Source organism: Aeromonas sp. s9 (assembly GCF_040907765.1).
Lineage (GTDB): Bacteria > Pseudomonadota > Gammaproteobacteria > Enterobacterales > Aeromonadaceae > Aeromonas > Aeromonas caviae.
In genome coordinates this window covers 25,005-49,881 of record NZ_JBFOCK010000013.1, presented here as the reverse complement: position 1 = coordinate 49,881, position 24,877 = coordinate 25,005, and the positions used below count along the sequence as shown (strand labels likewise).

At 63.4% G+C, this 24,877-nt stretch carries 22 protein-coding genes and 1 tRNA gene; 17 read left to right on the top strand and 6 right to left on the bottom strand.

Annotation, left to right across the window (positions count from 1 at the left end; translation table 11 throughout):
• Positions 1 to 69 precede the first annotated feature (69 nt).
• Positions 70 to 1,701: a YbaL family putative K(+) efflux transporter gene (gene ybaL, locus AB5Y54_RS01890; protein WP_143237861.1), complete on the top strand. Its 1,632-nt coding sequence runs from the start codon at positions 70 to 72 to the stop codon at positions 1,699 to 1,701.
• Positions 1,702 to 1,799: 98 nt separating this feature from the next.
• On the opposite strand, the gene AB5Y54_RS01885 is transcribed toward ybaL, so the two are convergent.
• Positions 1,800 to 3,101, bottom strand: a complete 1,302-nt coding sequence (locus AB5Y54_RS01885; RefSeq protein WP_042864209.1) for a sigma-54 dependent transcriptional regulator — start codon at positions 3,099 to 3,101, stop codon at positions 1,800 to 1,802.
• Between the two features lie 346 nt (positions 3,102 to 3,447).
• On the opposite strand from AB5Y54_RS01885, the gene AB5Y54_RS01880 reads away from it, so the two are divergent.
• From AB5Y54_RS01880 to AB5Y54_RS01860, 5 genes are all read left to right on the top strand, one after another.
• The gene (locus AB5Y54_RS01880) at positions 3,448 to 4,026 is read left to right on the top strand and encodes a hypothetical protein (protein WP_223924172.1); all 579 of its coding nucleotides are present in this window, start codon (positions 3,448 to 3,450) and stop codon (positions 4,024 to 4,026) included.
• A 187-nt stretch (positions 4,027 to 4,213) separates the two neighbouring features.
• A complete protein-coding gene (locus AB5Y54_RS01875; protein WP_143237862.1) occupies positions 4,214 to 5,176 on the top strand; it encodes a hypothetical protein in 963 nt (320 codons plus the stop codon).
• Between the two features lie 52 nt (positions 5,177 to 5,228).
• The gene (locus tag AB5Y54_RS01870) at positions 5,229 to 5,906 is read left to right on the top strand and encodes a C39 family peptidase (RefSeq protein WP_039039335.1); all 678 of its coding nucleotides are present in this window, start codon (positions 5,229 to 5,231) and stop codon (positions 5,904 to 5,906) included.
• 7 nt (positions 5,907 to 5,913) lie between these two features.
• On the top strand, positions 5,914 to 6,573 hold the full coding sequence (locus tag AB5Y54_RS01865; protein ID WP_368153153.1) for a hypothetical protein: 660 nt from the start codon (positions 5,914 to 5,916) through the stop codon (positions 6,571 to 6,573).
• 62 nt (positions 6,574 to 6,635) lie between these two features.
• Positions 6,636 to 7,835: a transporter gene (locus AB5Y54_RS01860; protein WP_143237863.1), complete on the top strand. Its 1,200-nt coding sequence runs from the start codon at positions 6,636 to 6,638 to the stop codon at positions 7,833 to 7,835.
• A 100-nt stretch (positions 7,836 to 7,935) separates the two neighbouring features.
• Here AB5Y54_RS01860 and AB5Y54_RS01855 read toward each other — a convergent pair whose 3' ends face one another.
• Both AB5Y54_RS01855 and puuR read right to left on the bottom strand, forming a co-directional pair.
• Positions 7,936 to 9,213: an FAD-binding oxidoreductase gene (locus AB5Y54_RS01855; protein ID WP_042014744.1), complete on the bottom strand. Its 1,278-nt coding sequence runs from the start codon at positions 9,211 to 9,213 to the stop codon at positions 7,936 to 7,938.
• 49 nt (positions 9,214 to 9,262) lie between these two features.
• Positions 9,263 to 9,871 (bottom strand): HTH-type transcriptional regulator PuuR, encoded by a 609-nt coding sequence (puuR, locus tag AB5Y54_RS01850; RefSeq protein WP_102948752.1) that lies wholly within the window; start codon positions 9,869 to 9,871, stop codon positions 9,263 to 9,265.
• 309 nt (positions 9,872 to 10,180) lie between these two features.
• Between puuR and AB5Y54_RS01845 the strand changes: the two genes are divergently transcribed.
• The 5 genes from AB5Y54_RS01845 to AB5Y54_RS01825 all read left to right on the top strand — a co-directional run bounded on the left by AB5Y54_RS01845 (position 10,181) and on the right by AB5Y54_RS01825 (position 16,693).
• Positions 10,181 to 11,644 (top strand): NAD-dependent succinate-semialdehyde dehydrogenase, encoded by a 1,464-nt coding sequence (locus AB5Y54_RS01845; protein WP_113977857.1) that lies wholly within the window; start codon positions 10,181 to 10,183, stop codon positions 11,642 to 11,644.
• Between the two features lie 231 nt (positions 11,645 to 11,875).
• Complete coding sequence (gene gabT / locus AB5Y54_RS01840) at positions 11,876 to 13,165, top strand: 4-aminobutyrate--2-oxoglutarate transaminase (RefSeq protein ID WP_368153152.1); 1,290 nt, start codon at positions 11,876 to 11,878, stop codon at positions 13,163 to 13,165.
• Positions 13,166 to 13,398: 233 nt separating this feature from the next.
• Positions 13,399 to 13,536 carry a hypothetical protein gene (locus AB5Y54_RS01835; RefSeq protein WP_164882979.1) on the top strand — a complete coding sequence of 46 codons (138 nt, stop codon included), beginning with the start codon at positions 13,399 to 13,401 and terminating at the stop codon, positions 13,534 to 13,536.
• Complete coding sequence (locus AB5Y54_RS01830) at positions 13,536 to 14,879, top strand: APC family permease (protein ID WP_113977853.1); 1,344 nt, start codon at positions 13,536 to 13,538, stop codon at positions 14,877 to 14,879. The genes AB5Y54_RS01835 and AB5Y54_RS01830 overlap by 1 nt, the downstream gene beginning before the upstream one ends.
• A 470-nt stretch (positions 14,880 to 15,349) precedes the next feature.
• Positions 15,350 to 16,693 (top strand): APC family permease, encoded by a 1,344-nt coding sequence (locus AB5Y54_RS01825; protein WP_039039328.1) that lies wholly within the window; start codon positions 15,350 to 15,352, stop codon positions 16,691 to 16,693.
• A gap of 88 nt (positions 16,694 to 16,781) precedes the next feature.
• On the opposite strand, the gene AB5Y54_RS01820 is transcribed toward AB5Y54_RS01825, so the two are convergent.
• Complete coding sequence (locus AB5Y54_RS01820; RefSeq protein WP_127464653.1) at positions 16,782 to 17,231, bottom strand: hypothetical protein; 450 nt, start codon at positions 17,229 to 17,231, stop codon at positions 16,782 to 16,784.
• Positions 17,232 to 17,534: 303 nt separating this feature from the next.
• Here AB5Y54_RS01820 and AB5Y54_RS01815 point away from each other — a divergent pair, with 303 nt between their 5' ends.
• The 5 genes from AB5Y54_RS01815 (at position 17,535) to AB5Y54_RS01795 (ending at position 23,721) form a co-directional block, all read left to right on the top strand.
• The gene (locus AB5Y54_RS01815; RefSeq protein WP_103859023.1) at positions 17,535 to 18,683 is read left to right on the top strand and encodes a Na/Pi symporter; all 1,149 of its coding nucleotides are present in this window, start codon (positions 17,535 to 17,537) and stop codon (positions 18,681 to 18,683) included.
• 137 nt (positions 18,684 to 18,820) lie between these two features.
• Positions 18,821 to 19,291: an FKBP-type peptidyl-prolyl cis-trans isomerase gene (locus tag AB5Y54_RS01810; protein ID WP_010673545.1), complete on the top strand. Its 471-nt coding sequence runs from the start codon at positions 18,821 to 18,823 to the stop codon at positions 19,289 to 19,291.
• Positions 19,292 to 19,589: 298 nt separating this feature from the next.
• A complete protein-coding gene (locus tag AB5Y54_RS01805) occupies positions 19,590 to 20,357 on the top strand; it encodes a class III extradiol ring-cleavage dioxygenase (RefSeq protein WP_102948757.1) in 768 nt (255 codons plus the stop codon).
• A 143-nt stretch (positions 20,358 to 20,500) separates the two neighbouring features.
• Positions 20,501 to 22,519, top strand: a complete 2,019-nt coding sequence (locus AB5Y54_RS01800; RefSeq protein ID WP_368153151.1) for a transporter substrate-binding domain-containing protein — start codon at positions 20,501 to 20,503, stop codon at positions 22,517 to 22,519.
• The gene (locus tag AB5Y54_RS01795; RefSeq protein ID WP_368153164.1) at positions 22,477 to 23,721 is read left to right on the top strand and encodes an ATP-binding protein; all 1,245 of its coding nucleotides are present in this window, start codon (positions 22,477 to 22,479) and stop codon (positions 23,719 to 23,721) included. The genes AB5Y54_RS01800 and AB5Y54_RS01795 overlap by 43 nt, the downstream gene beginning before the upstream one ends.
• 278 nt (positions 23,722 to 23,999) lie before the next feature.
• Here AB5Y54_RS01795 and AB5Y54_RS01790 read toward each other — a convergent pair whose 3' ends face one another.
• The gene (locus AB5Y54_RS01790; RefSeq protein WP_010673543.1) at positions 24,000 to 24,200 is read right to left on the bottom strand and encodes a YbfA family protein; all 201 of its coding nucleotides are present in this window, start codon (positions 24,198 to 24,200) and stop codon (positions 24,000 to 24,002) included.
• Positions 24,201 to 24,414: 214 nt separating this feature from the next.
• Between AB5Y54_RS01790 and AB5Y54_RS01785 the strand changes: the two genes are divergently transcribed.
• A complete protein-coding gene (locus tag AB5Y54_RS01785) occupies positions 24,415 to 24,702 on the top strand; it encodes a hypothetical protein (RefSeq protein ID WP_010673542.1) in 288 nt (95 codons plus the stop codon).
• Between the two features lie 63 nt (positions 24,703 to 24,765).
• Here AB5Y54_RS01785 and AB5Y54_RS01780 read toward each other — a convergent pair.
• Positions 24,766 to 24,839: transfer RNA gene (locus AB5Y54_RS01780), tRNA-Cys, on the bottom strand.
• Positions 24,840 to 24,877: the final 38 nt, after the last annotated feature.

Here is a 24,877-nt window from a genome sequence, read left to right as displayed (position 1 = left end):
CATTGACAGCTGCCCTCTTCACCTTCGGGTGATCTGGTAGCCCCTGACTGCCATTAGCGAGGTGACGACATGGACCACTCACTCCCCCTTATCACCACCCTGGTAGGCGGCCTCGTGCTGGCCTACCTCTTCGGCATGCTGGCAAGCCGCCTGCGCATCTCCCCCATGGTGGGCTACCTCGCGGCCGGCGTGGTATGCGGCCCCTTTACGCCGGGCTATGTCGCCGATCTGCGGCTCGCCCCCGAGCTGGCCGAAATCGGCGTCATCCTGCTGATGTTTGGTGTCGGCCTGCACTTTTCCGTAAAAGACCTGCTGTCGGTGAAACACATCGCCATCCCGGGAGCCATCGTCCAGATAACCCTTGCGACCCTGCTCGGCCTTGGCCTCTCCCAACTGCTCGACTGGACCGTGACCGCCGGCCTGGTGTTTGGCCTGGCCCTCTCCACCGCCAGTACCGTGGTGCTGCTGCGCGCCCTGGAGAGCCGCGGCCAGCTCGACACCAACGAGGGACGCATCGCCATCGGCTGGCTCATCGTGGAGGATCTGGTGATGGTGCTGGCCCTGGTACTGCTCCCCATCCTCGCCAACCTGCAGCAGGGGGGCGAGGCACTGACCCCGGCCCAGGTGATGGCGGATATCGGCCTGACCCTGGCCAAGGTGGCTGCCTTCATCGCCCTGATGGTCATCGGCGGACGCCGCCTCATCCCCTGGCTGCTGGCCCGCACCGCCGCCACCGGCTCCCGCGAGCTGTTCACCCTGGCCGTCCTCTCCTGTTCTCTGGGCATCGCTTTTGGCGCCGTCAAGCTGTTTGGCGTCTCCTTTGCCCTCGGCGCCTTCTTCGCCGGCGTCGTGATGAACAGCTCCCATCTGAGCCACAAGGCGGCCAACGACACCCTGCCCCTGCAGGACGCCTTCGCCGTGCTCTTCTTCGTCTCCGTGGGCATGCTGTTCGACCCCGTCATCCTGCTGCGCGAGCCCCTGGCCGTGCTGGCCACCCTGTTCGTCATCGTGATCGGCAAATCGGTGGCCGCCTTCGCCATCGTGCGGCTCTTTGGCCACAGCCAGCGCACGGCGCTGACCATCTCCGCCAGCCTGGCCCAGGTGGGTGAGTTCTCCTTCATCCTGATGGGTCTCGGGGTCATGCTCGAACTGGTCCCCGGGGTCGCCCGGGATCTGGTGCTGGTCGGCGCCTGTTTCTCCATCGTGCTCAATCCGCTGGTCTTCAACCAGGTAGAGCGTTGGCTGAGGCGCCATCCCGAGCCACGCACCGATGAGTCACCTCACCTCTGCCCCTTGCAGGGCCATGTGGTGGTAGTGGGCGCCGACGAGATAGGTCAGCACCTCATCTGGCAGTTGCATGAACAAGGCAGGGAGATGGTGGTGATCGACACCGATGAGCGACTGCTGGCCCCTTGGCGCGCCATGGGGATCACCTGTCTGGCGGGCCATCCCATCCAGCAGGATCTGCTGACGGCGGCGCTGCCCAACGCCAGCTGGCTGCTGATCACCCTGGATGACAGCCTGCTGGCCGGTGAGATAGCCATCAGGGCGCAGGAATACGGCGCCCTGATGCGCATCGCCGCCTGTGCCCACCAGCACGAGGAGGTGCATCATCTGCGCGTGCGCGGCGTGCATCATGTAGTCAAGAGCGAGGAGGAGGCTGCGCGGCGACTCTGTCACCTCGCCATGGAGATGGCCTGAAGCTCATCGGAAGTCACGAGTCCCCACGACGGGGCCAGAAAAGAAGCCCGGGCCTGCTGCCCGGGCTTTTTGCATGACGGGGCGATACTGCCGTCCCCTCACAGCAGATCGTGCTTGTCCAGCAGGCGATAGAGGGTGGCCCGGGAAATGTCGAGCGTGCGGGCCACCTCCTCGAGCTGATCGGGGAAGCGGGCCAGCGTCCGTTGCAAGGCCTGACGCTCCGCCGCTTCGCGCACCGCCTTGAGCGAGCCGTCGAGCAGCAGGCTGTCCATGTTGGTCAGCTCCATGTCATCGGCTTCGATGAAGGGGCCGCTGCACATGACCGCCGCCCGCTGCACCCGGTTGCGCAGCTCCCTCACATTCCCCGGCCAGCCATAGGACTGCATGGCCTGGCGCGCCTTGCGGGTGAAACTGAGCACCCGCCCGCCCCGCACTTCCGCCAGAATGTCATCGGCAAGGAGCTGGATGTCTTCCGCCCGCTCGCACAAGGCCGGGGTGCGCAGGCGCACCACGTTGAGCCGGTAGTAGAGATCCATGCGAAAGCCGCCGCTGGCCACCGCCTGCTCCACATCGATATTGGTGGCCGCGATGATCCGCACATCCACACGACGCGACAGGTGGCTGCCCACCGCCTCTATGCACTGCTCCTGCAAGAAGCGCAGCAGGGTTGCCTGATCCTCCAGCGGCAGCTCCCCTATCTCGTCGAGAAACAGGGTGCCGCCATCGGCGGCCTCTATCTTGCCTATCTTGTGGTGCTGTGCCCCGGTGAAGGCCCCTTTGACGTGGCCGAACAGCTCGGACTGGATGAGCTGATGGGGCATGGCCCCGCAATTGACCGCCACGAAGGGGCTCTCCTCCCCGAACGTGCTGTAGTGCAGCTCCCGGGCCACCAGCTCCTTGCCCGTGCCGCTCGGTCCCGTCACCAGTACGGGCAGGCGGCAATGCTGCAACCGCACGATCTGGTCGCGCAACTGGCGGATGGGGGCGCTCTCCCCCTGGATGAAACGCAGCTGGGGTTGCAGTCGGGGGCGGTGTCGCCGGATGAGGCGCGCCATCCCCAGGGCATGTCCCAGGCTGTGGGAGAGCCTGTCTCTGTCCAGGGGAAAGGTGTGAAAATCATGAAAACAGGCTGCCAGCAAATTGCGAAGGGCTTCGCTGGCGAGACAGTCCCGCTGGATGAGGCCGATCCACAAGGCGCCGGAGTGCTGCGCAATCAGGTTGTAGAGGGCTTCGTGCTGCTGATGCTCGATCACCACCAGCACCAGGGGATAGTCCTTTTCCTGCAGTTTTTTCTCTGCCACCACCAGGGAGCTTGCCTGCTCCACCTGCCACTCGCCTTGTTCCAGCAGGCTTTCCAGTACGGCACATGAATTGATGAGCAACAATGCCGTTTCTGTCATAGGGACAACTCCTTGTTATCGCCACTGCACGAAGGAGTCTGACGACTTGTCCAGATAACTCCCTTTATCATCAAATGGCGCCATTTAATATGGCCAGACGATGATAACTATAAACCATCCCGCCTTTAGATTGATGGCACCACAATATTGAGACAGCCAAATTATCCGTGAGAAAAAATAAATCCATTGATAAATAAGCGCTTACTTCACGACATAATATGTCGCTCTCAATATTGAGACGTAAAAACAATCATATCAAATAAAAAATAACTAAAAATCATATGGTTGTAAATTGGCATGGTCGTTGCTCTCTCCAATAAGCCCTCCTGGCATATGGAGACAGAACATGAAAATATATATTGCATTGGCAGCATTTCCTTTTCTGGCATTTGCCACCCCCTCAATGGCACAAAACCGGGTCGATCTCGGTGCTCAGGCATTGAGCAATATTCGTGGTTCCATGGGCGTCAATATGGTTGCCGGCAATAACAACCAACAAGGCAATCTTGCCGCCATCGCCATTTCGGGTCCGGCCGTCATTCAATTTGGTCAGCTGAATCAATCCACCACCAATCTGAACGGCAGCCAGAGCGTCGCCATCCTGGGCTCGGCCCTGAGCCAGAACCGGGGACTGGTCGGCATCAATCAGGGGGCGGGTGAGGGCAACCAGCAACTGAACGCCTTCGCCCTGTCCCTCGATGACAGCGGCCTGGGTGTCGTGACCGACATCAATCTCAGCTCCAGCGTCGCGAAGACCCCAGGGGGAAAGCCCCCCGCCAACACCACTACCAGCATCTATCTGGATGACACCGCCCTCACGGGCAGCAAGGGGGTCATTCAGGTGAACCAGGTCACGGGACAGGGAAACCAGTCAGTCAACATGGTTTCCCTGCCCCTGGCTGGCGCAGTAACGGCATCCCCATGATGCCGCAGGGATAGGAAGCCAGGCCCGGGGGTATCAGCCGATGGGCATATCTTCCGCTGAAAGTTCAATGGAGAGACTCATTATGCGTGGACTTATTTATAGCTCATTAGCCGCCGCGGTCATCATGGCCATGTCGGGCACTGCATCTGCCGATTACCGCGGTGACAGAGATGAGACAGGGGCAACCTTGACCAAGAAGGTCAAGGCAGAGGTCGATGTGGAATACGAAGGCAGGGTCAATGTCGGCGGCTACATCAACGTCAACAAACTCGGCATGGCCGTCGTGGACAACCAGCAGTCCAGTTCCATGATAGGCACCGCCAATACAAGAACGGAGAACACGAGCAAGATCGACGGCTCGTTCAAGGGTGCATCCGGTAACATCGGCGCCAACGTCGCAGCCGGTGACTCCAACGCACAGGGCAACAGCGCTTCCCTGGCCGCCTATGACGAGGTCGATGCCGAGTTCATCATGGGTCGTGGTCAACAACATGGCGCCCCTGGCGGATCGTCGGATGCCGAGGTCTTCTCCACCCAGAGCGCCAGCAACAACTGGACGACCAATCACGGCCATCAGAACAAGGCCGGTGTGGGCGATGGGGCCTTCAAGGATGCCGCAGGCAACATCGGGGTCAACGTGACCTCGGGCTCGGGTAACGTCCAGGCCAACAACATGGCAGCCTCCGTGTCCACCGGCAACATGGCCGTGGCCACCGTGGCCAACAGCCAGAGCGTCTCCAAGAACATGACCGAAAACCAAAGCCTGAGTGCAACCAAGACGGTTGACAAGGCAGGTGTGTTCCTCGGTCTCAAGGCTTGGGGCGATTACGAGGGGGGCGGTACCGGTCATGATGTCAAGAAAGGACATGGCCACGACAATGACAACGACAACGACAGGTACGGCAACAACAACCCGAAAGATGATGGCAAGTTCGAGTTCAAGGAAGAGGGTGACATCAAGCTCAGTGGGTACGCCGTCGGGTATATTCCCGTGGTCAATACCTACACCAGCCGCGAAACCTTCAACCGGGCAACCATCGATGGCGGCGCCTTCAACGGTGCCGTGGGCAACATCGGGGTGAACGTCTCCTCGGGGACCAACAACCTGCAAGCGAACAATCTCTCGCTGGCCGCAGGGTTTGCCAAGTAAGTCGATGCGAGGGGGCCCAGTGCCCCCTTTTTCCCTGACACTGGAGGTCTGAATGCGCTGGCTGTTGCTGTTGCTGTGCTGTCCTGCCGTCTGGGCAGGCTCGGTGCCACTGGGGGAGCATCTCCCGGCGCTGGGGGATCTCAACAAACCGGTGCAGAGCATTCTGGAGCGTCGGTACGCCAACATCGAGCGCCAACATACGGATTTCAGCTGCGGGGCCGCCGCCGTCGCCACCATCTTGCGCTACGCCTACGGCCATGCAACCAATGAACGCTGGGTCATGGATGGCATGCTTGCCATGGCAGACCCGGAGCAGGTCAAGCATTACGGCTTCTCCATGCTCGACATGAAGCAGTACCTGCAAATGCTCGGCATGCGGGTCAGAGGGTATCGACTGGGCGATGAAAAACTGCGCCAGGTGAGGGTGCCCACCATCGTCCTGCTCAACATTCGCGGCTATCAGCACTTTGCCGTGCTGCGGGCCATCGATCGCCATGATCGCGTCTATCTGGCAGACCCGGCCCTCGGCAACCGGGTGATCACCTTCAAGGAGTTCAAGGAGAGCTGGAACGGCATCCTCCTCGCCGTCATCGGCGCGGGCTATCGTCCCGATGCCCCCCTTGCCAACCCCTCTCCCCCGCTCTCTGTCAGAGGCAAGGATGGGCTCTTCGCCCCGGTCAATGAAACATCCCTGCTGGAATTCGGTTTTCAGCACAAAGAGCTAATGTGAGGTCATCATGAATACCCGACCCGCCCTATGCCTCCTCTGCAGCCTGGGTGGCATCGCCTCTCCGCTGCTGGCAGCACCGGACCCGCTGGCCCATCTGTCAGACCACTTTGCGCCCGAACTGGCGGACGGAGAGCTGGCCCACCTGCGCGGCCGCTATGTCAGCAGCCATGGCATCAGCTACTTCGGCATCGAGTTCATCTCGTCACTGACCACGGCCCAGGCCCAGCAGACGGCGGCCATGAACCTGGCGCTGAGCATTGTGCAAAACAAACCCAAGCTGGATGTGCGCGTCAAGGATGAGGTCAAGCCCGCGGCCACGCCCGCCAAGGAGGCCCAGGTGCAGGGGGCCGGGCTGGTGCAGGTCGTTCAACTGGAGGGGAGCGGCAACAGCTCGGTCAACCAGACCGGTATTGAACTGACCACCCCCACCATGACGGGACACCTGGTTCAGGCGGGCAGCTACGAGCACCAGGGCGATCTTGGCACCGCCACTTATCGGGTCTCGGGGAATTATGCCGGCTTGCAACTACACTCTTCCGACGGCCGGGTCCTGCTGGAGCAGAGCCTGCGCGGTACCGACTTCAGCCGGGGGCTGCTGCAGTTCAACAAGGTCAGAGGGGACAGTTTACAGACGCTCAATCAGACCCGCATCTGGTTTTCGCGCTGAGCACCGGTGAGCACGGGGGCTGAACCATCAGAAAGGATGATAAACAACAAGGACGTATCCCGATGAAACAGTCTCGCATGCTGTTGATTGCCCTCGCCCCCTTCGCCTGCTGGGGGGCCACGGCCGAGGAGGAGGCCCTGCAACAACAGCTGGATCTCCTGCGCCAGCAACTGATCCAGCAAAATCAGGCCCTTCATCAGCTCCAGGCCCGCCTGGAGGCCGTCAAGGCCGCCGGTGCCACGACGGCAACCGCCGGGGTCGGAGCCGGAGCCGCCGTCGCCTCCACCCAGCAGGACGCCTCACGGCGCACGTCGGAAGTCGGCCGCAGCACCGAAGACCTGATGATCGAACAGCACAATGTGTTCGACCGCGCCCTGACCGTCGATGTGGGCCTCTCCTACCAGCACTACAACCGCAAGGATCTCGCCCTGCGCGGCTTCCTCGCCCTGGACGCCATCTTCCTTGGCGAAATCAACCTGGATCGGGTGCGCTCCGATCAGTGGACGGCGGATGTCATCACCCGCTACACCCTCAACGATCGCTGGCAACTGGAGCTGGCCCTCCCCTACATGTTCCGCAACACCAACTACCAGAGCACCGGCAAGGAGAACTCCAGCCGCGACTTCGAGGAGCAGAGCGTCAGCGATGGCGGTCTGGGGGATCTCAGCCTCGCCATCTACTATAGGGTCATGGCAGAGAGCGAGGATTGGCCGGATCTGGTGTGGAACTTCCGGGCCAAGGCGCCGACCGGCAAGGATCCTTACGGCATTGAGGTCAACACCTCGGAATCGGGCAACCTGGTGACCCCCAAGGAGCTCGCCACCGGCAACGGGCTCTGGCAGCTCTCCACCGGCTTCTCCCTGGTCAAGACCATGGATCCCGCCATCCTGTTTGCCAGCCTCAACTATGGTCACAGCTTCAAGCAGGACTTTGACGATATCTCCTACCAGCCCGGCAACCAGCCCGGCAGCATCCAGCTGGGAGACTGGTATGAATATGGCCTGGGGGTCGCATTCGCCCTCAACGAACGCTTCAGCCTCTCCTTCAACATCAACCAGCGCGTCACCATGGAGTCCAAGCAGGGGTCCGAAGGCTTTGCCATGGAGAAGGTCACCGGCTCCGATGCCAACGCCGCCAGCTTTGGCATGGGGTCGACCTGGGCCATCACCGACAACCTCTCCATGGCGGTCAACTGGTCTGCCGGGCTCACCACGGATGCACCGGACTACACCATCGGGATCCGCTTCCCCTACCGCTTCTAGCCCCGCCAGGGCCCCGGCAGGTTGACGACAAAAAAACGAGGGAGGCATAACGCCTCCCTCTTCTTGTTGCCGCCAGCCTGCCTGGCGGGCCACCTTGTCATCACACCCCCAGGCGATCGCGCAGGGTGTACCAGGCGGCGCCGGCGGCGGTGAAGGGGATGCGCAGCAGGCGGCCACCCGGGAAGGGGTAGTGCGGCAGCCTGGCGAACGCATCGAAGCGCTCCGCCTGACCGCTCAGCACCTCGGAGAGCAGCTTGCCCGCCAGATGGGTACAGGTGACGCCGTGGCCGCTGTAGCCCTGCATGTAGTAGATGTTGTGACCGATGCGGCCAAACTGCGGCAGGCGCGACAGGGTGAGCAGGAAGTTGCCGGTCCAGGTGTACTCCACCTTGACGTCGGCCAGCTGCGGGAAAGTCTTGAGCATCTTGGGGATGATCAGCCGCTCGATGTCCGCCGGATCCCGCGCCCCGTAGACCACGCCGCCGCCATAGATGAGCCGGTGATCGCCGGAGGTACGGTAGTAGTCGAGCAGGTAGTTGCAATCCTCCAGACAGTAGTTCTGTGGCAAGAGTGAACGGGCCCGCTCCTCTCCCAGCACTTCGGTGGCGATCACCTGGGTGCCGCAAGGCATGCTCTTGCTGGCCAGTTCCGGCACCAGATTGCCGAGGTAGGCGTTGCCGGCCACCACGATAAAGCGTGCCTTCACCGCCCCTTTGGCGGTCTTGACCAGGGCGGGTTGACCCGGCGTGATGCTGGTGACGGCGGACTGCTCGAAGATAAGCCCCCCCTGCATGCGGATGGCTTCCGCCTCCCCCAGCGCCAGGTTGAGGGGATGGATATGGCCGCCGCTCTTGTCCAGCAGGGCGCCGACGTAACGATCGCTCGCGACCACCTCGCGCACCCCGTCGGCATCGAGCAGCTCCAGCTGGTCGTTGCCCCACTTCTCCCAGCGCGCCTTCTGCGCCTTGAGTTCGTGAAGCTGCTTCTCGGTCTCGGCGGCGAACACCCCGCCCTCCTGCAGATCGCACTGGATGTTGTAGCGTTTGATCCGCTCGCGGATGATCTGGCCCCCCTCAAACAACATGGAGCCGAGCAGCCTGGCCTGATCCGGCGGGCAGTTCGCTTCGATGGTGTCAATGTCGCGGCTGTAGGAGTTGACGATCTGGCCGCCGTTGCGGCCGCTGGCGCCAAAGCCGACTCGCGCGGCCTCCAGCACCACCACCTTGTACCCCTTCTCCACCAGATGCAGCGCACTGGAGAGGCCGGTGTAGCCTGCGCCTATGACGCAGACGTCGCACTCCAGCTGCTCGGTGAGCGTGGGATAGGGCGCGTGTTTGTTGGCACTGGCTGCGTAGTAACTCTTTACATGTTCGGTCATGATCCCTGTTTCCTTACCGGTTCGTTTCCAACACAACGGGTTGTTCACATTAAAAGCTGGCCGGGGTGTGGGCGCTGACGATGCGGCAGACCTGCCCCGAGGGATTGCTGAAACTGTGGGGCTCGCCGGTGTCGATGACATAGCTGTCCCCGGCGCACAGTTCATAGGTCTGGCCGGCCAGGGTCAGCAGCACCGACCCTTCCAGCACGGTGCCCACCTCCTCCCCCTGATGCTTCACCACGCCGCCGGTGTCGGTGCCGGGGGCATAGGTCTCCAGCATGAAGCCGAGCTGGCGCCGATTGTTGCCGTTGTGCACCAGCTTCATGGAGACTCCCTGGCTGCCAAGCTCGATGAGCTGCTCCGCCTTGATCACCACGCTGGGCGTGCTCACCACCTCCTCTTCGGCGAAGAAGCGCGACAACGGCAGCTCGTAGACGCTCAGCAGCTTTTGCAGGGAGGCCACCGAGGGGCTCACCTTGTTCTGCTCTATCATGCAGATGGCGCCGTGGGTCAGGCCGCTCAGCTCCGCCACCCGGCGCTGGGAGAGCCCGAGCTCCCTGCGGATCCGGGCAAGCCGCTCCCCCATGTTTCTCTCGTGCTCCGCCAGGGGATTGTCCGTCATGGTCCGCCACCGGACCTCGCCACGGGATTGCTCCATCGCCCACCTCCTTCCATGGTCATTCGAATACCTGGGGCCGACTGGTCAATATAGTGAGTCAGGCACGTCAGCCCCGTTCACTATCCTGCACAACCCAGAGCGTTCATTATTTTGCACACCCTGCGCAATGAAAACCGCTACAATCGCGCTAACAGCCCCATTTCTAGCATGTGACGCCCAGTTCACTCAAATATATTTAACACTTGAAAAACATTTCGGCTCATTTTATGGTCGTTACGTGCTTATTATTCTATACGGCGGTGCCCACATAAACGCGCCACCCAGACCCACTATCGAGGCCCCTTACTTATGTCAGCATCACAACCTGCTCTCTCCCTGATCAAATCCCTGGCCTATGTCGACGGCCGCTGGTGCGAGTCCCTGGGCGGGCGCCGGTTCGAGGTCCTGAACCCGGCCACCGGCCAGGTCATCACCCAGGTGCCCGACATGGACGGGGAGGACACCCGCCTCGCCATCGCGGCGGCCCACGCGGCGCAACCCGCCTGGGCGGCCCTCACCGCCAAGGAGCGCAGCAGCAAACTCTACGCCTGGTTCGAGCGCATCATGGCCAACCAGGAGGAACTCGCCCGCATCATGACCTGCGAGCAGGGCAAGCCGCTGGCGGAAGCCAAAGGAGAGGTGGCCTACGGCGCCAGCTTCATCCAGTGGTTCGCGGAAGAGGGCAAGCGTGCCTATGGCCGCACCATCCCCAGCTTCTCCGCCGATCGGCGCCTGGCCACCATCAAGCAGCCGGTGGGGGTCGTGGCCGCCATCACCCCCTGGAACTTCCCCATCGCCATGATCACCCGCAAGGCGGGTCCGGCGCTGGCCGCCGGTTGCACCATCGTCATCAAGCCCGCCGCCGAAACGCCCCTCTGCGCCCTGGCGCTGGCGGTACTGGCGGAGCAGGCGGGCATTCCCGCCGGGGTCATCAACATCGTCACCTCCCATCAGGCGAGCGCGGTGGGCAACGAGCTGTGCAGCAACCCCGTGGTGCGCAAGCTCTCCTTCACCGGCTCCACCCGCATCGGCAAACTGCTGATGCGCCAGTGCGCCGACACCATGAAGCGCCTCTCCCTGGAGCTTGGCGGCAACGCCCCCTTCATCGTCTTTGACGACGCCGACCTCGACGCCGCCGTGGCCGGGGCCCTGGCGTCCAAATACCGCAACGCCGGCCAGACCTGCGTCTGCGCCAACCGCATCCTGGTGCAGGCCAGCGTCTATGACGCCTTCGCCGAGAAGCTCGCCGCCGCGGTCAAGGCCTTCAAGGTGGGAGACGGCATGGGCGAGGGCGTCCAGATCGGGCCCCTCATCAACCCGGCCGCCGCCAGCAAGGTGGCCGAGCTGGTGCAGCAATCGGTCGCCGCCGGTGCCCGGGTGCTGGTGGGGGGCGACGCCCACCCCGCCGGTCCCCTCTTCTATCACCCCACCATCCTGACCGGGGTCACCCGGGGCAACCCCATTCTGGACGAGGAGATCTTCGGGCCCGTCGCCCCCCTGGTGCGCTTCGAGACGGAAGCCGAGGCCATTGCGCTTGCCAACGACACCCCCTATGGCCTGGCCGCCTACTTCTATGGCCGCGACATCGCCCGGGTGTGGCGGGTGGCCGAGGGGCTCGAATACGGCATGGTGGGGATCAACGAGGGGATCATCTCCACCGAACTGGCCCCCTTTGGCGGGATCAAGGAGTCGGGGCTGGGCCGGGAAGGGGCGGCCGAAGGGCTGGAGGAGTACCTGGAGACCAAATACCTCTGCTTTGGCGGCATTCGCTGAGGGGAGTGAAGGGGCAATCGCATCGTTAAAACAGATGCGTTATGACGCAGCCCATCGTTTTTACAGATAGAAAGAGGGGGTCGCCGGTCACGACCGAGCGCCTTGTGGGCCCAGAGGGCACACCCGGGGCCCCCTTTTGCGAACAGGTCGCCCTGCCCGAGGGCAGTTGGCGGCACACATATGGCCAGATGGCACAGGAATAGCGGGGCCCATGCCCCTCAGGGAGGAAAGATGAGTCATTCAAGCAACAACCAGCAGTGGCAGGCCCGCCGCGAAGCGGCCGTGGTCCAGGGGGTCGGCACCCTGCTGCCGGTCTTCATCGACCGGGCGCACAACGCCGAGCTGTGGGACGTGGAGGGCAACCGCTACATCGACTTTGCCTCCGGCATCGCCGTGCTCAACACCGGCCACAACCACCCCAAGGTGGTGGCGGCGGTGCGCGAGCAGCTCGAGAAGTTCAGCCACACCTGCTTCCAGGTCACCCCCTACTCCGGCTATATCGAGCTGGCGGAGAAGTTGAATGCCCTGGTGCCCGGCCCCACCCCCAAGCGCACCCTCTTCCTCTCCACCGGCGCCGAAGCGGTGGAGAACGCCATCAAGATCGCCCGCGCCCACACCGGTCGCAGCGGCACCATCGCCTTCAAGGGGGGCTTCCACGGCCGCACCATGATGGGCATGGCCCTCACCGGCAAGGTGGTGCCCTACAAGACCGGCTTCGGCCCCTTCCCGGGGGAGGTCTATCACCTCCCCTTCCCCGCCGACTACCTGGGAGTGAGTGAAGACGATGCCCTGGCCGCGCTGGATCTCTGCTTCAGCGCCGACATCGAACCCACCCGGGTGGCCGCCATCATCATCGAGCCGGTGCAGGGGGAAGGGGGCTTCTACCCCGCCTCCGCCAGCTTCATGCAGCGCCTGCGCCAGGTGTGCGACCAGCACGGCATCCTGCTCATCTGCGACGAGATCCAGACCGGTTTCTGTCGCACCGGCAAGACCTTCGCCACCGAATACAGCGGTGTCGAACCCGACATCATGACGCTGGCCAAGAGCCTGGCCGGCGGCTTCCCGCTCTCTGCCGTGGTGGGCAAGAGCGAGGTGATGAACGCCGCCAAGCCCGGTGGCCTGGGGGGCACCTATGCGGGCTCCCCCATCGCCTGCGCCGCCGCCCTGGCGGTGCTGGAGGTGATCGAGGAGGAGCACCTGAACCAGAAGGCCCTGGCCCAGGGGGAGCAGATCAAGGCACGCCTGCACCAGCTGGCGACACGGTTTGACTGCATCGGCAACATCCGCGGCCCCGGCGCCATGGTGGCCATGGAGCTGGTGAAGGAGGGAGATGCCGCCAGACCGGACCCGGATCTCACCAAGCGGCTGGTGGCCGAGGCGGGCAAGCGGGGGCTGGTGCTGCTGGCCTGCGGCGTGCGTGGCAACGTGATCCGTTTCCTCGCCCCCCTGACCGCCCCGGCGGCCATCGTCGACGAGGGGCTCGACCTGCTGGAGCAGGCCCTGTCCGCCTCCCTGGCCTGATCCGGAAGACCGCGTTCGCCCACGTGCAAAAAAATGCGTTTTTGCTCCCTTGATATGCTTGTCAAGGGGGCATCACGAATGCACAATGCGCCGCCGTATTCAAGGACCGTCCGCTCATCGGAGCCCGGTTCTTTTTTTGCGCCAAACAAATCCATAACGAGGCCGGAACAGACCGGAAATGATAACGAGGTGGCACGCCATCTCACGACACCCGCTTCTTAGTGAGGAACTCCATGGGGCATATCATCGCTTTCCTGCCGGCCCGCGCCGGTCTGCGCCATCCGTCCGCATCCCGGACTGGCGCCCCCACCGTGCAGGATGACCTCACCGTCAGCCTGATCCCGTCAGCCAGCCTGCGGGGGATCGCCTGATGCACCCGCACCCCGCCGGTCTGAAAAAAAGCCTGAAACTCTGGCACGTGGTCATCATGGGGCTGGCCTATCTCACCCCCATGGCGGTGTTCGACACCTTCGGCATCGTCACCGAGATCACCGAAGGCCATGTGCCGACCGCCTACCTGCTCGCCCTCATCGGCATGCTGTTCACCGCCATGAGCTACGGCCACCTGGTGCGCAAGTTCCCCTCGGCAGGCTCCGCCTACACCTATGCCCAGAAGGTGTTCCACCCCTATGTGGGTTTCATGGTGGGCTGGGTCTCCCTGCTCGACTACATGTTCATGCCCATGATCAACATGCTGCTGGCCAAGATCTACATGGAGGCCCTCTTCCCCGGCGTGGCCCCCTGGACCTACATCCTGGCCCTGGCCGCCGTCATGACCTTCCTGAACCTGCGGGGCATCAAGCTGGTGGCGAACTTCAACAGCCTGATCGTCATCATGCAGTTCAGCATCATCGCCGTCTTCATCGGCCTCATCGCCTGGGGCGTGAGCCACGGCGAGGGGCTGGGCACGGTGGCGAGCAGCCGCCCCTTCTTCTCCGAGCAGATGCACATCAATCCCCTGCTGACCGGTGCCTCCATCCTCTGCCTGTCGTTCCTCGGGTTTGACGCCATCACCACCCTGTCGGAGGAGACCCCGAACGCGGATCGGGTGATCCCCCGGGCCATCGTTCTCACCGCCCTCATCGGCGGCGTGCTCTTCATCTCGGTCTCCTACTTCCTGCAGCTCTTCTTCCCGGACATCTCCCGCTTCCAGCAGCCGGATGCGGTGCTGCCGGAGATCGCCCTCTATGTGGGCGGCAAGCTGTTCCAGGCGGTGGTGCTGGTCTGCACCACGGTGGCGGTGCTCGCCTCGGCGCTCGCCTCCCACGCCGGGGTATCGCGCCTGCTCTACGTGATGGGCCGGGATCGCGCCCTGCCGAGCCGCGTCTTCGGCTACATCCACCCCACCTGGCAGACCCCGGCTCTCAACGTGCTGCTGGTGGGCATGCTGGCCCTCTCGGCGGTGGCCTTCGATCTGGAGATGGCGCTGGCGCTGATCAACTTCGGCGCCCTGGTGGCCTTCACCTTCGTCAACCTGGCGGTGATTGCCCACTTCTATCTCAGGCTGGGTCACAACAAGACCCTGAAGGATCACCTGCTGTTCCTCGCCCTGCCCCTGTGCGGCGCCGCCTGCATCGGGGTGCTCTGGCTCAACCTGGAGCCCGCCTCCTTCGAGCTGGGGCTGATCTGGGCCGCCCTCGGTGCCATCTACCTGCTGCTGCGCCTCACCGTGTTCCGGGTCCGCCTCGGCCGCCCCGAGCAGGACGCCTCCTGAGCGAAACCGGCGCCCCCAGGGCGCCGGTTTCACATGGCGGCAAAGCAGGGCGCCAGCTGATGACAAGGTTGTCATCGACTTTCCGGCAGCGGTGGCGAAGTGATCGCTCACGGGGGGAACAAATTCCCCGCTGGCGGCCTTTTTCGCTTGTCTCCTCCCCCCCCTGAGGGCACAATACGGCGCCCCTTGAGAGCCGATGTTTCAACAACATCGGTTCTTTGCTTTTCTGGGGCACACCACCATTCACCAAGAGGCCGGCCATGTGCCGGAATTGATACCCAGATTGCCAAGCAATCTCCCGACGTTGTGAGGAAAAACATGGGGCATTTCACTGCTTTCCTGCCGGTCCCCGCCGGCGTGCGCCACGCATCTGTGCCACAGATGGGCGCCCCCTGTGTCCAGCGACGCGTGTCCGCGTCCCTGATCCCGTCCCATCTCGCCCACGGGGCCTGTGCAGAGGAGAAAGCGTGATGGCCGGTGCCAAGCTGCTCAAGACCCTCACCCTGTTCCAGGTCGTGGTGATGGGTCTGGCTTACCTCACGCCCATGGCGGTATTCGATACCTTCGCCATCGTCGGTGACATCACGGATGGTCGCGTGGCCACCGCCTACCTGCTGGCGCTCGGCGGCATCCTGCTGACCGCGTTCAGCTACGGCCACCTGGTGCGCCGCTTCCCGTCCGCAGGCTCCGCCTACACCTATGCCCAGAAGGTGTTCCACCCCTATGTGGGCTTCATGGTGGGCTGGTCTTCCCTGCTGGACTACATGTTCATGCCGATGATCAACATCCTGCTGGCCAAGATCTACCTGACCGCCATGTTCCCCACCGTGGAGCCCTGGATCTTCATCTTCGGTCTGGTGACCGTGATGACCTTCCTGAACCTGCGCGGTATCAAGCTGGTGGCGAACCTCAACGGCTTCATCGTCTTCATCCAGATCGCCATCATCGTCACCTTCCTCGGCCTCATCGCCTGGGGCCTGAGTCACGGTGAAGGGGCCGGCACCCTGATGAGCAGCCGTCCGTTCCATGTGGAGTCTGCCAGCATGCTGCCGCTGTTCACCGGCGCCACCATCCTCTGCTTCTCGTTCCTGGGCTTCGACGGCCTGAGCTCCCTCTCTGAAGAGACCCCGAATGCCGGCAAGGTGATCCCCCGCGCCATCGTGCTGACGGCCCTCATCGGCGGCATCATCTTCGTCACCGTCTCCTACAGCCTGCAGCTCTTCTTCCCGGATCTGGCCCGCTTCAAGGAGCCGGACGCCGTGCTGCCGGAGATCGCCCTCTACGTGGGTGGCACCCTGTTCCAGAGCGTGGTGCTGGTGTGCACCACCGCGGCCGTGCTCGCCTCCGGCATGGCGGCCCACGCCGGCGTGTCGCGTATCCTCTACGTGATGGGGCGCGATCGCATGATCCCGGAGCGGGTGTTCGGCTATATCCACCCCACCTGGCGCACCCCGGCCATCAACGTGCTGCTGGTGGGGGCCCTGGCCCTCTCCGCGGTCTCCTTCGATCTGGACATGGCCCTGGCCCTGGTGAACTTCGGCGCCCTGGTGGCTTTCACCTTCGTCAACCTCTCGGTGATCGGCCAGTTCTGGGTGCGCGAGAAGCGCAACAAGAGCCTCAAGGAGCACCTGCTGTTCCTGGTGCTGCCGCTGCTGGGGGCCGCCACCATCGGCGCCCTCTGGATCAACCTGGAGCAGAGCTCCCTGGAGCTTGGCCTCATCTGGGCTGGGATCGGGGTCACCTACCTCTTCCTGCGCCTCGCCGTGTTCCGCATCCCCTTCCGTCAGTACGAGGAAGCGGCCGACGGCCAGTAAGCCATCTCGATCGCAAGATGCAAAGAGGGGAGCCCACGGGCTCCCCTCTCTTGTTTGCACGACGCATCGCCTTCTGCCGGGTTTCCCCTCAGTAGGTGCCCGTCTTGCGCAGCACGGCGCGGCCCGCCGCCTTGGCGGGATCGTCCACCACGTTCTCGACTCGCTGCTGGGTGTTCTTCGCCTTGTTGTAGGTCTCGCCCACACCGGCAGCCTCGGCGGCCTTGCGCTTGGCGTAGTCACCGGGATTGTCCACCGCATTCTCGACCCGCTGCTGGGTGTTCTTGGCCTTGTAGTAGGCGTCATCCACGCCGGTGGCCTGGGCCGCCTTGCGCTTGGCATAGCCAGCGGGATCGTTGACCGCGTTGTCCACACGCTGTTTGGCGCTCTGCGCGGAGCAATGGCTGTTGACCCCGGTCGCGCTGTTGACGGCCGAGCCGATCGCCACGTCTTTGGAGCTGCAATCGGAGGGCAGCACGGCGGCATGAGAGGAGAGAGAGGCCATCGCCAGGGGCAGGAGAAGAAGGGACCAATGTTTCATGACAGACTCGCAATTACTGATTAAATGACGAGGCAGTCTACTCCCATTGACTGAGTGGCGGCACAGGATCCACCAGTGGATGGCACCCCGTCCGTCAGTTTCTAACAAATCCCTACATTCGACAGACCAATTCACTTAAAACAACAAAGCAATCAGAATTAATCACTGCATCCCCATCTGGCCCGCCAATCCCGAGCCCCCTGTCACCAAAGCATCATAAAAGTGTCACTTTGTCATATTTCTGTCATAGAGCACTGCTGTAATGCGCCCGTCCAATTCAACGCAGACGTCCCAAGAGGCACCATGCAAAGCAAACCGTCATCCCCGCAGACCCGCGCTACCGGCCCCCTGTTCAACTGGCTAGCGGTGATCACCTTTGTTTACCTGATCCTGGTCGCCGTCGGGGCCGTCTCACACGGCTTTAAAGGGTTCTCCGGCGGCGCCGAGGGCGCGGCCCAGATCTTCGCCTTCGCTAACAACCCCTTCGTCGCGCTGCTGCTCGGCATCCTGGCCACCGCCCTGGTGCAATCCTCCAGTACCGTCACCTCGGTGATCGTCGGCCTGGTGGCGGGCGGCCTGCCCATGAGCATGGCCATCCCCATGGTGATGGGGGCCAACCTCGGTACCACCATCACCAACACCATCGTCTCCCTCGGCCATATCCGTGACAGGGGCGAGTTTCGCCGCGCCTTCGCCGCCGCCACCGTGCACGACTTCTTCAACCTGCTGGCCGTCTTCATCTTCCTGCCGCTGGAATTGATGTTCGGTCTGCTGCAAAAGAGTGCCGAGTGGCTGTCCGGTCTGCTGATGGGCTCCGCCGACATGTCCATGAAGGGCATGGACTTCATGAAGCCCATCATCTCCCCCTCCCTGGATCTCATCGACAGCGCCGTCGCCTTCCTGCCGGGCAAGGGCCCCGCCATCGCCACCATCGTCATCGGCATTCTGCTGATCCTCGGCTGCGTCACCGCCCTCGGCAAGGTGCTGCAACGGGTCATGGTGGGTCGTGCCAAGGAGCTGCTGCACAAGGCCCTGGGCCGTGGTCCCCTGACCGGCATCGCCTCCGGCACCCTGGTGACCGTCATGGTACAGTCCTCCTCCACCACCACCAGCCTGATGATCCCGCTGGCGGGCGGCGGCGTGTTCAACACCCGTCAGCTCTACCCCTTCACCCTGGGGGCCAACATCGGCACCACCATCACGGCCCTGCTGGCGGCCACCGCCATCAGCGGCGCCGGCGCCCAGCTGGCCTTGACCATCGCCTTCGTGCATGTGCTGTTCAACGTCTTCGCCGTGGCGCTCATCTATGGCGTGCCCTTCCTGCGGGAATTGCCCATCAAGGCCGCCGAAACCCTGGCCCGGGTCGGCAGCGAGAACAAGCTGCTGGCGCTGGGTTACGTGGCCGGGCTCTTCTTCGCCCTGCCCGCCCTGATGATGGTGGCCGTCAAGTAAATCCGAACCGGGGGCATCATGCCCCAGGTGCCTTGCCCGTCCGGTCACATCCTCCGGCATCCCCCCTCGCCCTCCCTCCCCGGCTGGGATAAGATGCCCCTTCATTGCACTCTGATTTCAAGGAACAGGAAAACCCGATGAAATTCATTCTGATAGCCCTTCTTATCGCCGGCGCCGCCTACTACTTCTACTCCAGCAGCAACAACCGGAAGCTGGCGGAAGAGAACGTGCGCAAAGGGGCCGAGTTCCTCGCCAGCAACCAGGAAAAACCCCTGGTGACCACCACCGCCTCCGGCCTGCAGTACGAAGTGCTGACCCCGGGCACCGGCACCGTTCACCCCACCGCCACCAGCAAGGTGAAGGTGCACTACGAGGGCAAGCTGCTGGACGGCACCGTGTTCGACAGCTCCGTTGCCCGTGGCGAGCCCATCGAATTCGGCCTCAACCAGGTGATCAAGGGGTGGACCGAAGGGGTGCAACTGATGGTGGAAGGGGAGAAGACCCGCTTCTACATCCCCGCCAACCTGGCCTATGGCGACAGAGCCGCCGGCAAGATCCCGCCGGGCTCAGTCCTCATCTTCGACGTGGAGCTGCTGGGCATTCAATAAACCCGCACTGGGCCCGCGTTGATCTTGGCGGTGGCGCTGCGGGGCATCCCGTCAGGAGCCACGTCCGACGGCCCCTGATCACAACGCCGGCGCACTGCGCCGGCGTTGTCGTTTCTGCCCCGGTCTCCCTCGCCCTGATGCCAGACTATCAACCAAAAGTGAAGAGTGCTTATCCATAAAGCCTGATTGTTAACCCATCATTAGGGGCAGATAATGACCACATCGTCAGCGGCATGTCGCCCTGGCCTCGGGTTGTCGGTGCGCCGCGCGCATCGGCACAACGCATATGGAGTCTGTCATGTCTATCGCCCCTGTCTGGTTCATCTCCCACGGCGCCCCGGATCTGGTCCTGCGCGATCAGCCCGCGACCCGGTTCCTGAAGCAACTGCGCCTCGAGGGTGCCAGAGGGCTGGTGGTGATCTCGGCCCACTGGTTCAGCCGAAGCGAGCTGCAGATCAACGTCGAGCCCAACCCGGCCCTGATGTACGACTTCTACGGCTTCCCCGAGCCCCTCTACCAGATCCGCTGGCCCGCGACGAGCCCGCAATGGTTGCAGGAAGCGGTGAGCGATCAGCTGCTGCTGGCCGGTCTGCCTGCCACCCCGGTGCGCCGCGAGCTGGATCACGGAGTCTGGTCCCCCCTCTCCCTGATGGATCCGGACAGTGAACTCCCCCTGGTGCAGATCGCCATCCCGGCCAGCTTCACCCCGGCCCAGCTGTGGCAACTGGGGGAGGCATTGCAGGGGCTGCGCGAGCAAGGGATCGGCATCCTCGCCTCCGGCGCCATCACCCACAACCTCCGTGCCCTCGGGCCGGACGGCTCGCCGGTTCCCCAGTGGGCGAGCCAGTTTGCCCGCTGGCTGGAGCAGACCATGGCAGAGGGAGACAGGGGGGCGCTGGAAGAGTACCGGGCCCGGGCGCCGGGCGCGGTGGAATCTCATCCCCATGACGATCACCTGCGCCCCCTGTTTGTGGCGCTCGGCGCGGCAGGGGCCGACAGACCCCGAAAGCTGCACGACAGCTGGGATTACGGCAGCCTCTACATGGGGGCCTACCAGTTCGGTTGAGGGCGGGGCGGCCAGGCCGCCCTGCTTGCCGTGCTGCCGCCGACGCGCGTGGCGAAATAGCGGACTCGTTATAGCCATTTTCCGGTAGAATGGCCGCCATTGGATGAGGCTTGGCAGGGATGGCTGTCGCGTCGGGTGGCTAGATGAACCTATATCGAACACTGATCCTGCTCTGTCTGCTCTGCCTTCAACCTGTGCAGGCCCTGACCCTGCACAGCCGCTACGATCCCGCCCCGCTGCCTCCCCGCTGGTCGGAGGCGGAGCTCGGATGGCTGCGCCAGCAGTCCCAACTGCGGGTCGGCATCCTGCAAGAGGACTACCGCCCCTTCACCATGATCGCTCGCCAGCGCGTCGAGGGGCTCAGTGCCGACTACATCGACCTGCTGGCCCGGATGCTGGACAAACCCGTTGCCCTGAGCGCCTTCCCCGACAAGGCGCACCTGCTCCGGGCCCTGGCACGGGGGGAGATACACCTCGCCAGCCTCGGCAATCTCACCCTGGCGGACAGTGACACCCGGGCGATCCGCCTGAGCAACCCCTATTTCAGCAGCCCCCTCGTCTTCTCCGTGCCCAGACGTTATCGGGGGGCCCTGCTCACACCGGGACAGCGGGTAGCCGCCGTCCGGGATCAGATAGACAGGGCGCGCTTTGGCCGCTACTACCCCACTCTCACCCTGGTGACCTATCCCTCCAACATGGAGGCGTTCGATGCGGTCTTCTTCGGCCGCGACGACATCCTGCTGGGGGATGCCCACGCCACCCACTATCTCAACAGCGAGCGCTTCGACCACCTTCGCCAGCGGGGCGAGGCCCCGCCCGAGCTGGCGCCTGCCGAGTTCCGCTTTGCCGTCCCGGCCACCGAGCCCGCCCTGCTCAGCCTGGTCAACCGGGGGCTGGCGGCCATCGACGACCGGGCGCGCAACACCCTCTTCACCCAGTGGAACGGGCCCATCCGCGACATGAACGAGCGAAGCGCCGATCTCTATGATGCCGCCGAGCGGGCCTGGATGCGGCAAGCGCCCCCCATCAGGGTGTGGCTGATGGACAACCTCTACCCCTATGGCGCCCTGGATCATGACGGCCAGCTGGTCGGCATGACGGTGGACATGCTGGACAAGATCCGCACACGCACAGGCCTCACCTTCGAGTTCGTGCGGGCAGACTCCGAGCGCCAGCTGGCAAAAGCCATGCAGTCAGGCGCCATCGACCTCATCGGCGCCATCTCCCAGCAGGTGGCCGAACACTACGGGCTGCGCAGCTCGGTGCCCTACGCCACCGACAACATCTATGTGATCCTCACCCGCCAGGAGGAACAAGGGATCGACACCATCCGGCGTCTGGCGGGCAAGACGGTGGCGATGACGCGCCATGTGCCCCTCGCACAGAGACTGGAGGGCAGCCGCATCACCCAGGTGGAGAGTGCAGCAGAAGCGATGGAGGTGCTCGCCCAGGGACGGGTGGATGCCGCCATCGTGCCCCTCTATTTTGCCCGCCATGCGCTGGACAATGATCCCCAGAGCCCCCTGCGCATCGCCGGCCCCGCCGATGACGAGCCGATCCGGATGGGGTTTGCCAGCCTGCCCGGACAGGGGATGCTGATGGGGATCCTCGACAAGACCATCCTCGCCATCCCCCCCAACGAGCTCGCCATGATGAGTTACGAGTGGCGCAACCGCAAACTGCCGGTGCCCGGCTTCATGGATCGCCACGCCCACATCGTCTACCTGGTGTTCGTGGGGCTCCTCACCCTGGCGCTGGTGCTGCTCTATCGCAACCGCATGTTCAAGCGGATGGCCAGCGCCGAGCAGGCGTCCCGCCAGCAACTGGAGGCCCATGTCAGGTTCATCCGGGCGCTGGGGGAGAGCCTGCCCCACCCCATCGTCGTGCGGGACAAGAGCGGCAAGGTATTGCTGTGCAACAGCAAATACCTGACCCAGCTCGGCGCCGAGCCAAAGGCCATCCTGGGTCAGCCCTTCGCCCGGGGCTGTCAGGGGTGCTCGATGCAGGCAGCATCGCCGTGCTGGAGCAGGACTTTGCCAGGGTATTGCAGGAGGGGCAGCCCATCTTTGCGGATCGCCTCTTCCATCACAGAGGCACCCAGAGCGACATCTATCACTGGATGGTGCCCTATTTCGACGGGGAGGGGGCCATCAGCGGGGTGATCGACGGCTGGATAGACATCACGGACCGCAAACGGCTGGAAGAGGCGCTGCGCGAGGCCAAACAGCAGGCCGACAGCGCCAGCCGAGCCAAGAGCGACTTCCTCGTCACCATGAGCCACGAGATCCGCACCCCCATGAACGCCATCCTCGGCATGCTGGAGCTGGCCACCGAGGATCCCGCTCTCAGCCGTCACAGCGGCGAGCTGCTGCGCATCGCCGCCGACTCCGCCAACGGCCTGCTGGATCTGCTGGGGGACAGCCTGGATATCGCCTCCATAGAGGCGGGCCAGATGACCCTGACGCCCACCCCCTGCGATCTCGCCCCCCTGCTCTCGTCCGTCACCCGGGTCTTTGCGGGCATGGCCGAGCAGAAGGGACTGATCTATGAGGTCAGGCTGCCTGACACCCCCATGCCGAGGGTGCTGATCGATCCCCTTCGCCTGCGCCAGATCCTCTTCAATCTCATCGGCAACGCCATCAAGTTCACCGAGCAGGGCCGGGTCGCCATCACCGCCACCCTGACCGGGGGCGAGCAGCCTCCTGTGCTGCACCTCATCATCACCGACACCGGAGCCGGCATTCCCGCGGACAAGCTGCCCAGGCTCTTCACCCCCTTCTATCGCGCCCACGGCCAGGGCCAGTTCCCCGGCAGCGGGCTGGGCCTCAATATCGCCCGCATCCTGTGTCAGATGATGGGGGGGGAGATAGCCGTTCACAGTCAGGTCGGCGAAGGCACCCGCCTCGAGATAAGGCTGCCCCTCACGCTCGCCCAGCAACCCCCCGCCCCGATCACGGCAATGCCGGCGCCCCAGCCCCACCAGGCTCAACCCCTCCCCCATCGGCTGCATATCCTGGTGGTCGATGACAATCACGCCAACCAGATCCTGCTGCGCCAGCAGATCAAGCATCTGGGACACGACGTCAGTGTACGCAGCAATGGCCTGGAGGCCCTGCGCGCCCTCGCCAGCCACCCCTTCGATCTGGTCATCACCGACTGCCAGATGCCGGTGATGGACGGCTTCGAGCTGACCCGCAACCTGCGTGCCCTTGGCCATGACCTGCCCGTCTGGGGCTTCACCGCCCATGCCCAGCCTCGCGAGCGGGAGCTTTGCCTCGCCGCCGGCATGAACGACTGTCTGTTCAAGCCCATCGGCCTCGCCCGTCTGCGCGCGGCGCTGGCCACTCTGGGGCCAGCGCCCTGAATACCGCCAGCCCTTCCTCCCGTCATGTCGCACGGGCGCGGCTGAGAGTGCGACTGAGAGTGCGACTGAGAGTGCGACTGAGAGTGCGGCATAAAGGGTCGCCCACAGAAACAAGAGACAAGAGACAACGTGGACCAGCCATGGATACAAGGCCGGTGGCGGTTCGAGCCCCATAAAAAAACCGACACCAGGGTGTCGGTTTTTTTATATCGGGAGGTGCGCCCAGCCTTCCTGTCACGCCAGTCTGGCGCCGGGTGAAACGGGCGTCACGGGGAGGATCAGTAGAAGATCCGCTCCCCTCGCTCGCTCATCTTGAGCCAGACCGGCTTGGTGCTGGTCTTGCTCCAGATGCGGTGCAGGTAGCTGTAGAAACGGGCGCGATCCCGGCGAAACAGCATCACCGGGAAGGCAAGCAGACCCGCCATCAGGACGAAGATGCGGCGAAGGATTATCTGAGTCAGGGAGAAGGGATGAAACATGATGTAACGCCTCACTGGTAAGACCACTGAACAAAGATTACGCCAATCATTGTAGGATTACTACACCGATTGCGCCATTTTTTGATAAAAAATGGGGCTAAAAGCCTAAAAATGAAACCGGGTTACATTCTTTAACTAAAAAACAACAAAGGTGGCAAAACGCGGCCCCTGTTCCAGAGTTAACGAGGACTGGACCAGAACGGGGGAACACAGGATGAAACTTGCAGATGCGGCGCTGCTGGGGGCATTGGGCGTGCTCGCCTGGAGTCAGTGGCAGGAGTGGCGGCTCAATCGTGACGATGCCATCGACATCCCCTATCACGGGGTCCCCACCGCCAGCCTGTGGCAATGCGGTCTGCTGATAAAGGAGATGGCCGCGCTGGCAGAACAAGGGGGTGAAGAGAGGTCCGGGTCCAGGGGCGAGGCATTGGCCGAGATGGATCAGCATCTGCACAAGACGTGGCAACGGGAGGGTTGTTCACGGCTGACTGACATGCAATGAAGCATCATCTTGGGCCGCCATGGCGGATGGACAACGTCAATGACGTGGAAAACAGGGAGAAGATGGAGGCACGTTCCGGAGTCGAACCGGACTAAACGGATTTGCAATCCGCTGCATAACCGCTTTGCTAACGCGCCATGCTGACAAGGCATTGCCTTGAGAGTGATGTCCATGG

Coding starts and splice junctions, on each gene's coding strand:
- ybaL (WP_143237861.1), top strand. CDS start 70: ATGGACCACTCACTCCCCCTTATCACCACCCTGGTAGGCGGCCTCGTG.
- AB5Y54_RS01885 (WP_042864209.1), bottom strand. CDS start 3,101: ATGACAGAAACGGCATTGTTGCTCATCAATTCATGTGCCGTACTGGAA.
- AB5Y54_RS01880 (WP_223924172.1), top strand. CDS start 3,448: ATGAAAATATATATTGCATTGGCAGCATTTCCTTTTCTGGCATTTGCC.
- AB5Y54_RS01870 (WP_039039335.1), top strand. CDS start 5,229: ATGCGCTGGCTGTTGCTGTTGCTGTGCTGTCCTGCCGTCTGGGCAGGC.
- AB5Y54_RS01865 (WP_368153153.1), top strand. CDS start 5,914: ATGAATACCCGACCCGCCCTATGCCTCCTCTGCAGCCTGGGTGGCATC.
- AB5Y54_RS01860 (WP_143237863.1), top strand. CDS start 6,636: ATGAAACAGTCTCGCATGCTGTTGATTGCCCTCGCCCCCTTCGCCTGC.
- AB5Y54_RS01855 (WP_042014744.1), bottom strand. CDS start 9,213: ATGACCGAACATGTAAAGAGTTACTACGCAGCCAGTGCCAACAAACAC.
- puuR (WP_102948752.1), bottom strand. CDS start 9,871: ATGGAGCAATCCCGTGGCGAGGTCCGGTGGCGGACCATGACGGACAAT.
- AB5Y54_RS01845 (WP_113977857.1), top strand. CDS start 10,181: ATGTCAGCATCACAACCTGCTCTCTCCCTGATCAAATCCCTGGCCTAT.
- gabT (WP_368153152.1), top strand. CDS start 11,876: ATGAGTCATTCAAGCAACAACCAGCAGTGGCAGGCCCGCCGCGAAGCG.
- AB5Y54_RS01835 (WP_164882979.1), top strand. CDS start 13,399: ATGGGGCATATCATCGCTTTCCTGCCGGCCCGCGCCGGTCTGCGCCAT.
- AB5Y54_RS01830 (WP_113977853.1), top strand. CDS start 13,536: ATGCACCCGCACCCCGCCGGTCTGAAAAAAAGCCTGAAACTCTGGCAC.
- AB5Y54_RS01825 (WP_039039328.1), top strand. CDS start 15,350: ATGGCCGGTGCCAAGCTGCTCAAGACCCTCACCCTGTTCCAGGTCGTG.
- AB5Y54_RS01820 (WP_127464653.1), bottom strand. CDS start 17,231: ATGAAACATTGGTCCCTTCTTCTCCTGCCCCTGGCGATGGCCTCTCTC.
- AB5Y54_RS01815 (WP_103859023.1), top strand. CDS start 17,535: ATGCAAAGCAAACCGTCATCCCCGCAGACCCGCGCTACCGGCCCCCTG.
- AB5Y54_RS01810 (WP_010673545.1), top strand. CDS start 18,821: ATGAAATTCATTCTGATAGCCCTTCTTATCGCCGGCGCCGCCTACTAC.
- AB5Y54_RS01805 (WP_102948757.1), top strand. CDS start 19,590: ATGTCTATCGCCCCTGTCTGGTTCATCTCCCACGGCGCCCCGGATCTG.
- AB5Y54_RS01800 (WP_368153151.1), top strand. CDS start 20,501: ATGAACCTATATCGAACACTGATCCTGCTCTGTCTGCTCTGCCTTCAA.
- AB5Y54_RS01795 (WP_368153164.1), top strand. CDS start 22,477: ATGGTGCCCTATTTCGACGGGGAGGGGGCCATCAGCGGGGTGATCGAC.
- AB5Y54_RS01790 (WP_010673543.1), bottom strand. CDS start 24,200: ATGTTTCATCCCTTCTCCCTGACTCAGATAATCCTTCGCCGCATCTTC.
- AB5Y54_RS01785 (WP_010673542.1), top strand. CDS start 24,415: ATGAAACTTGCAGATGCGGCGCTGCTGGGGGCATTGGGCGTGCTCGCC.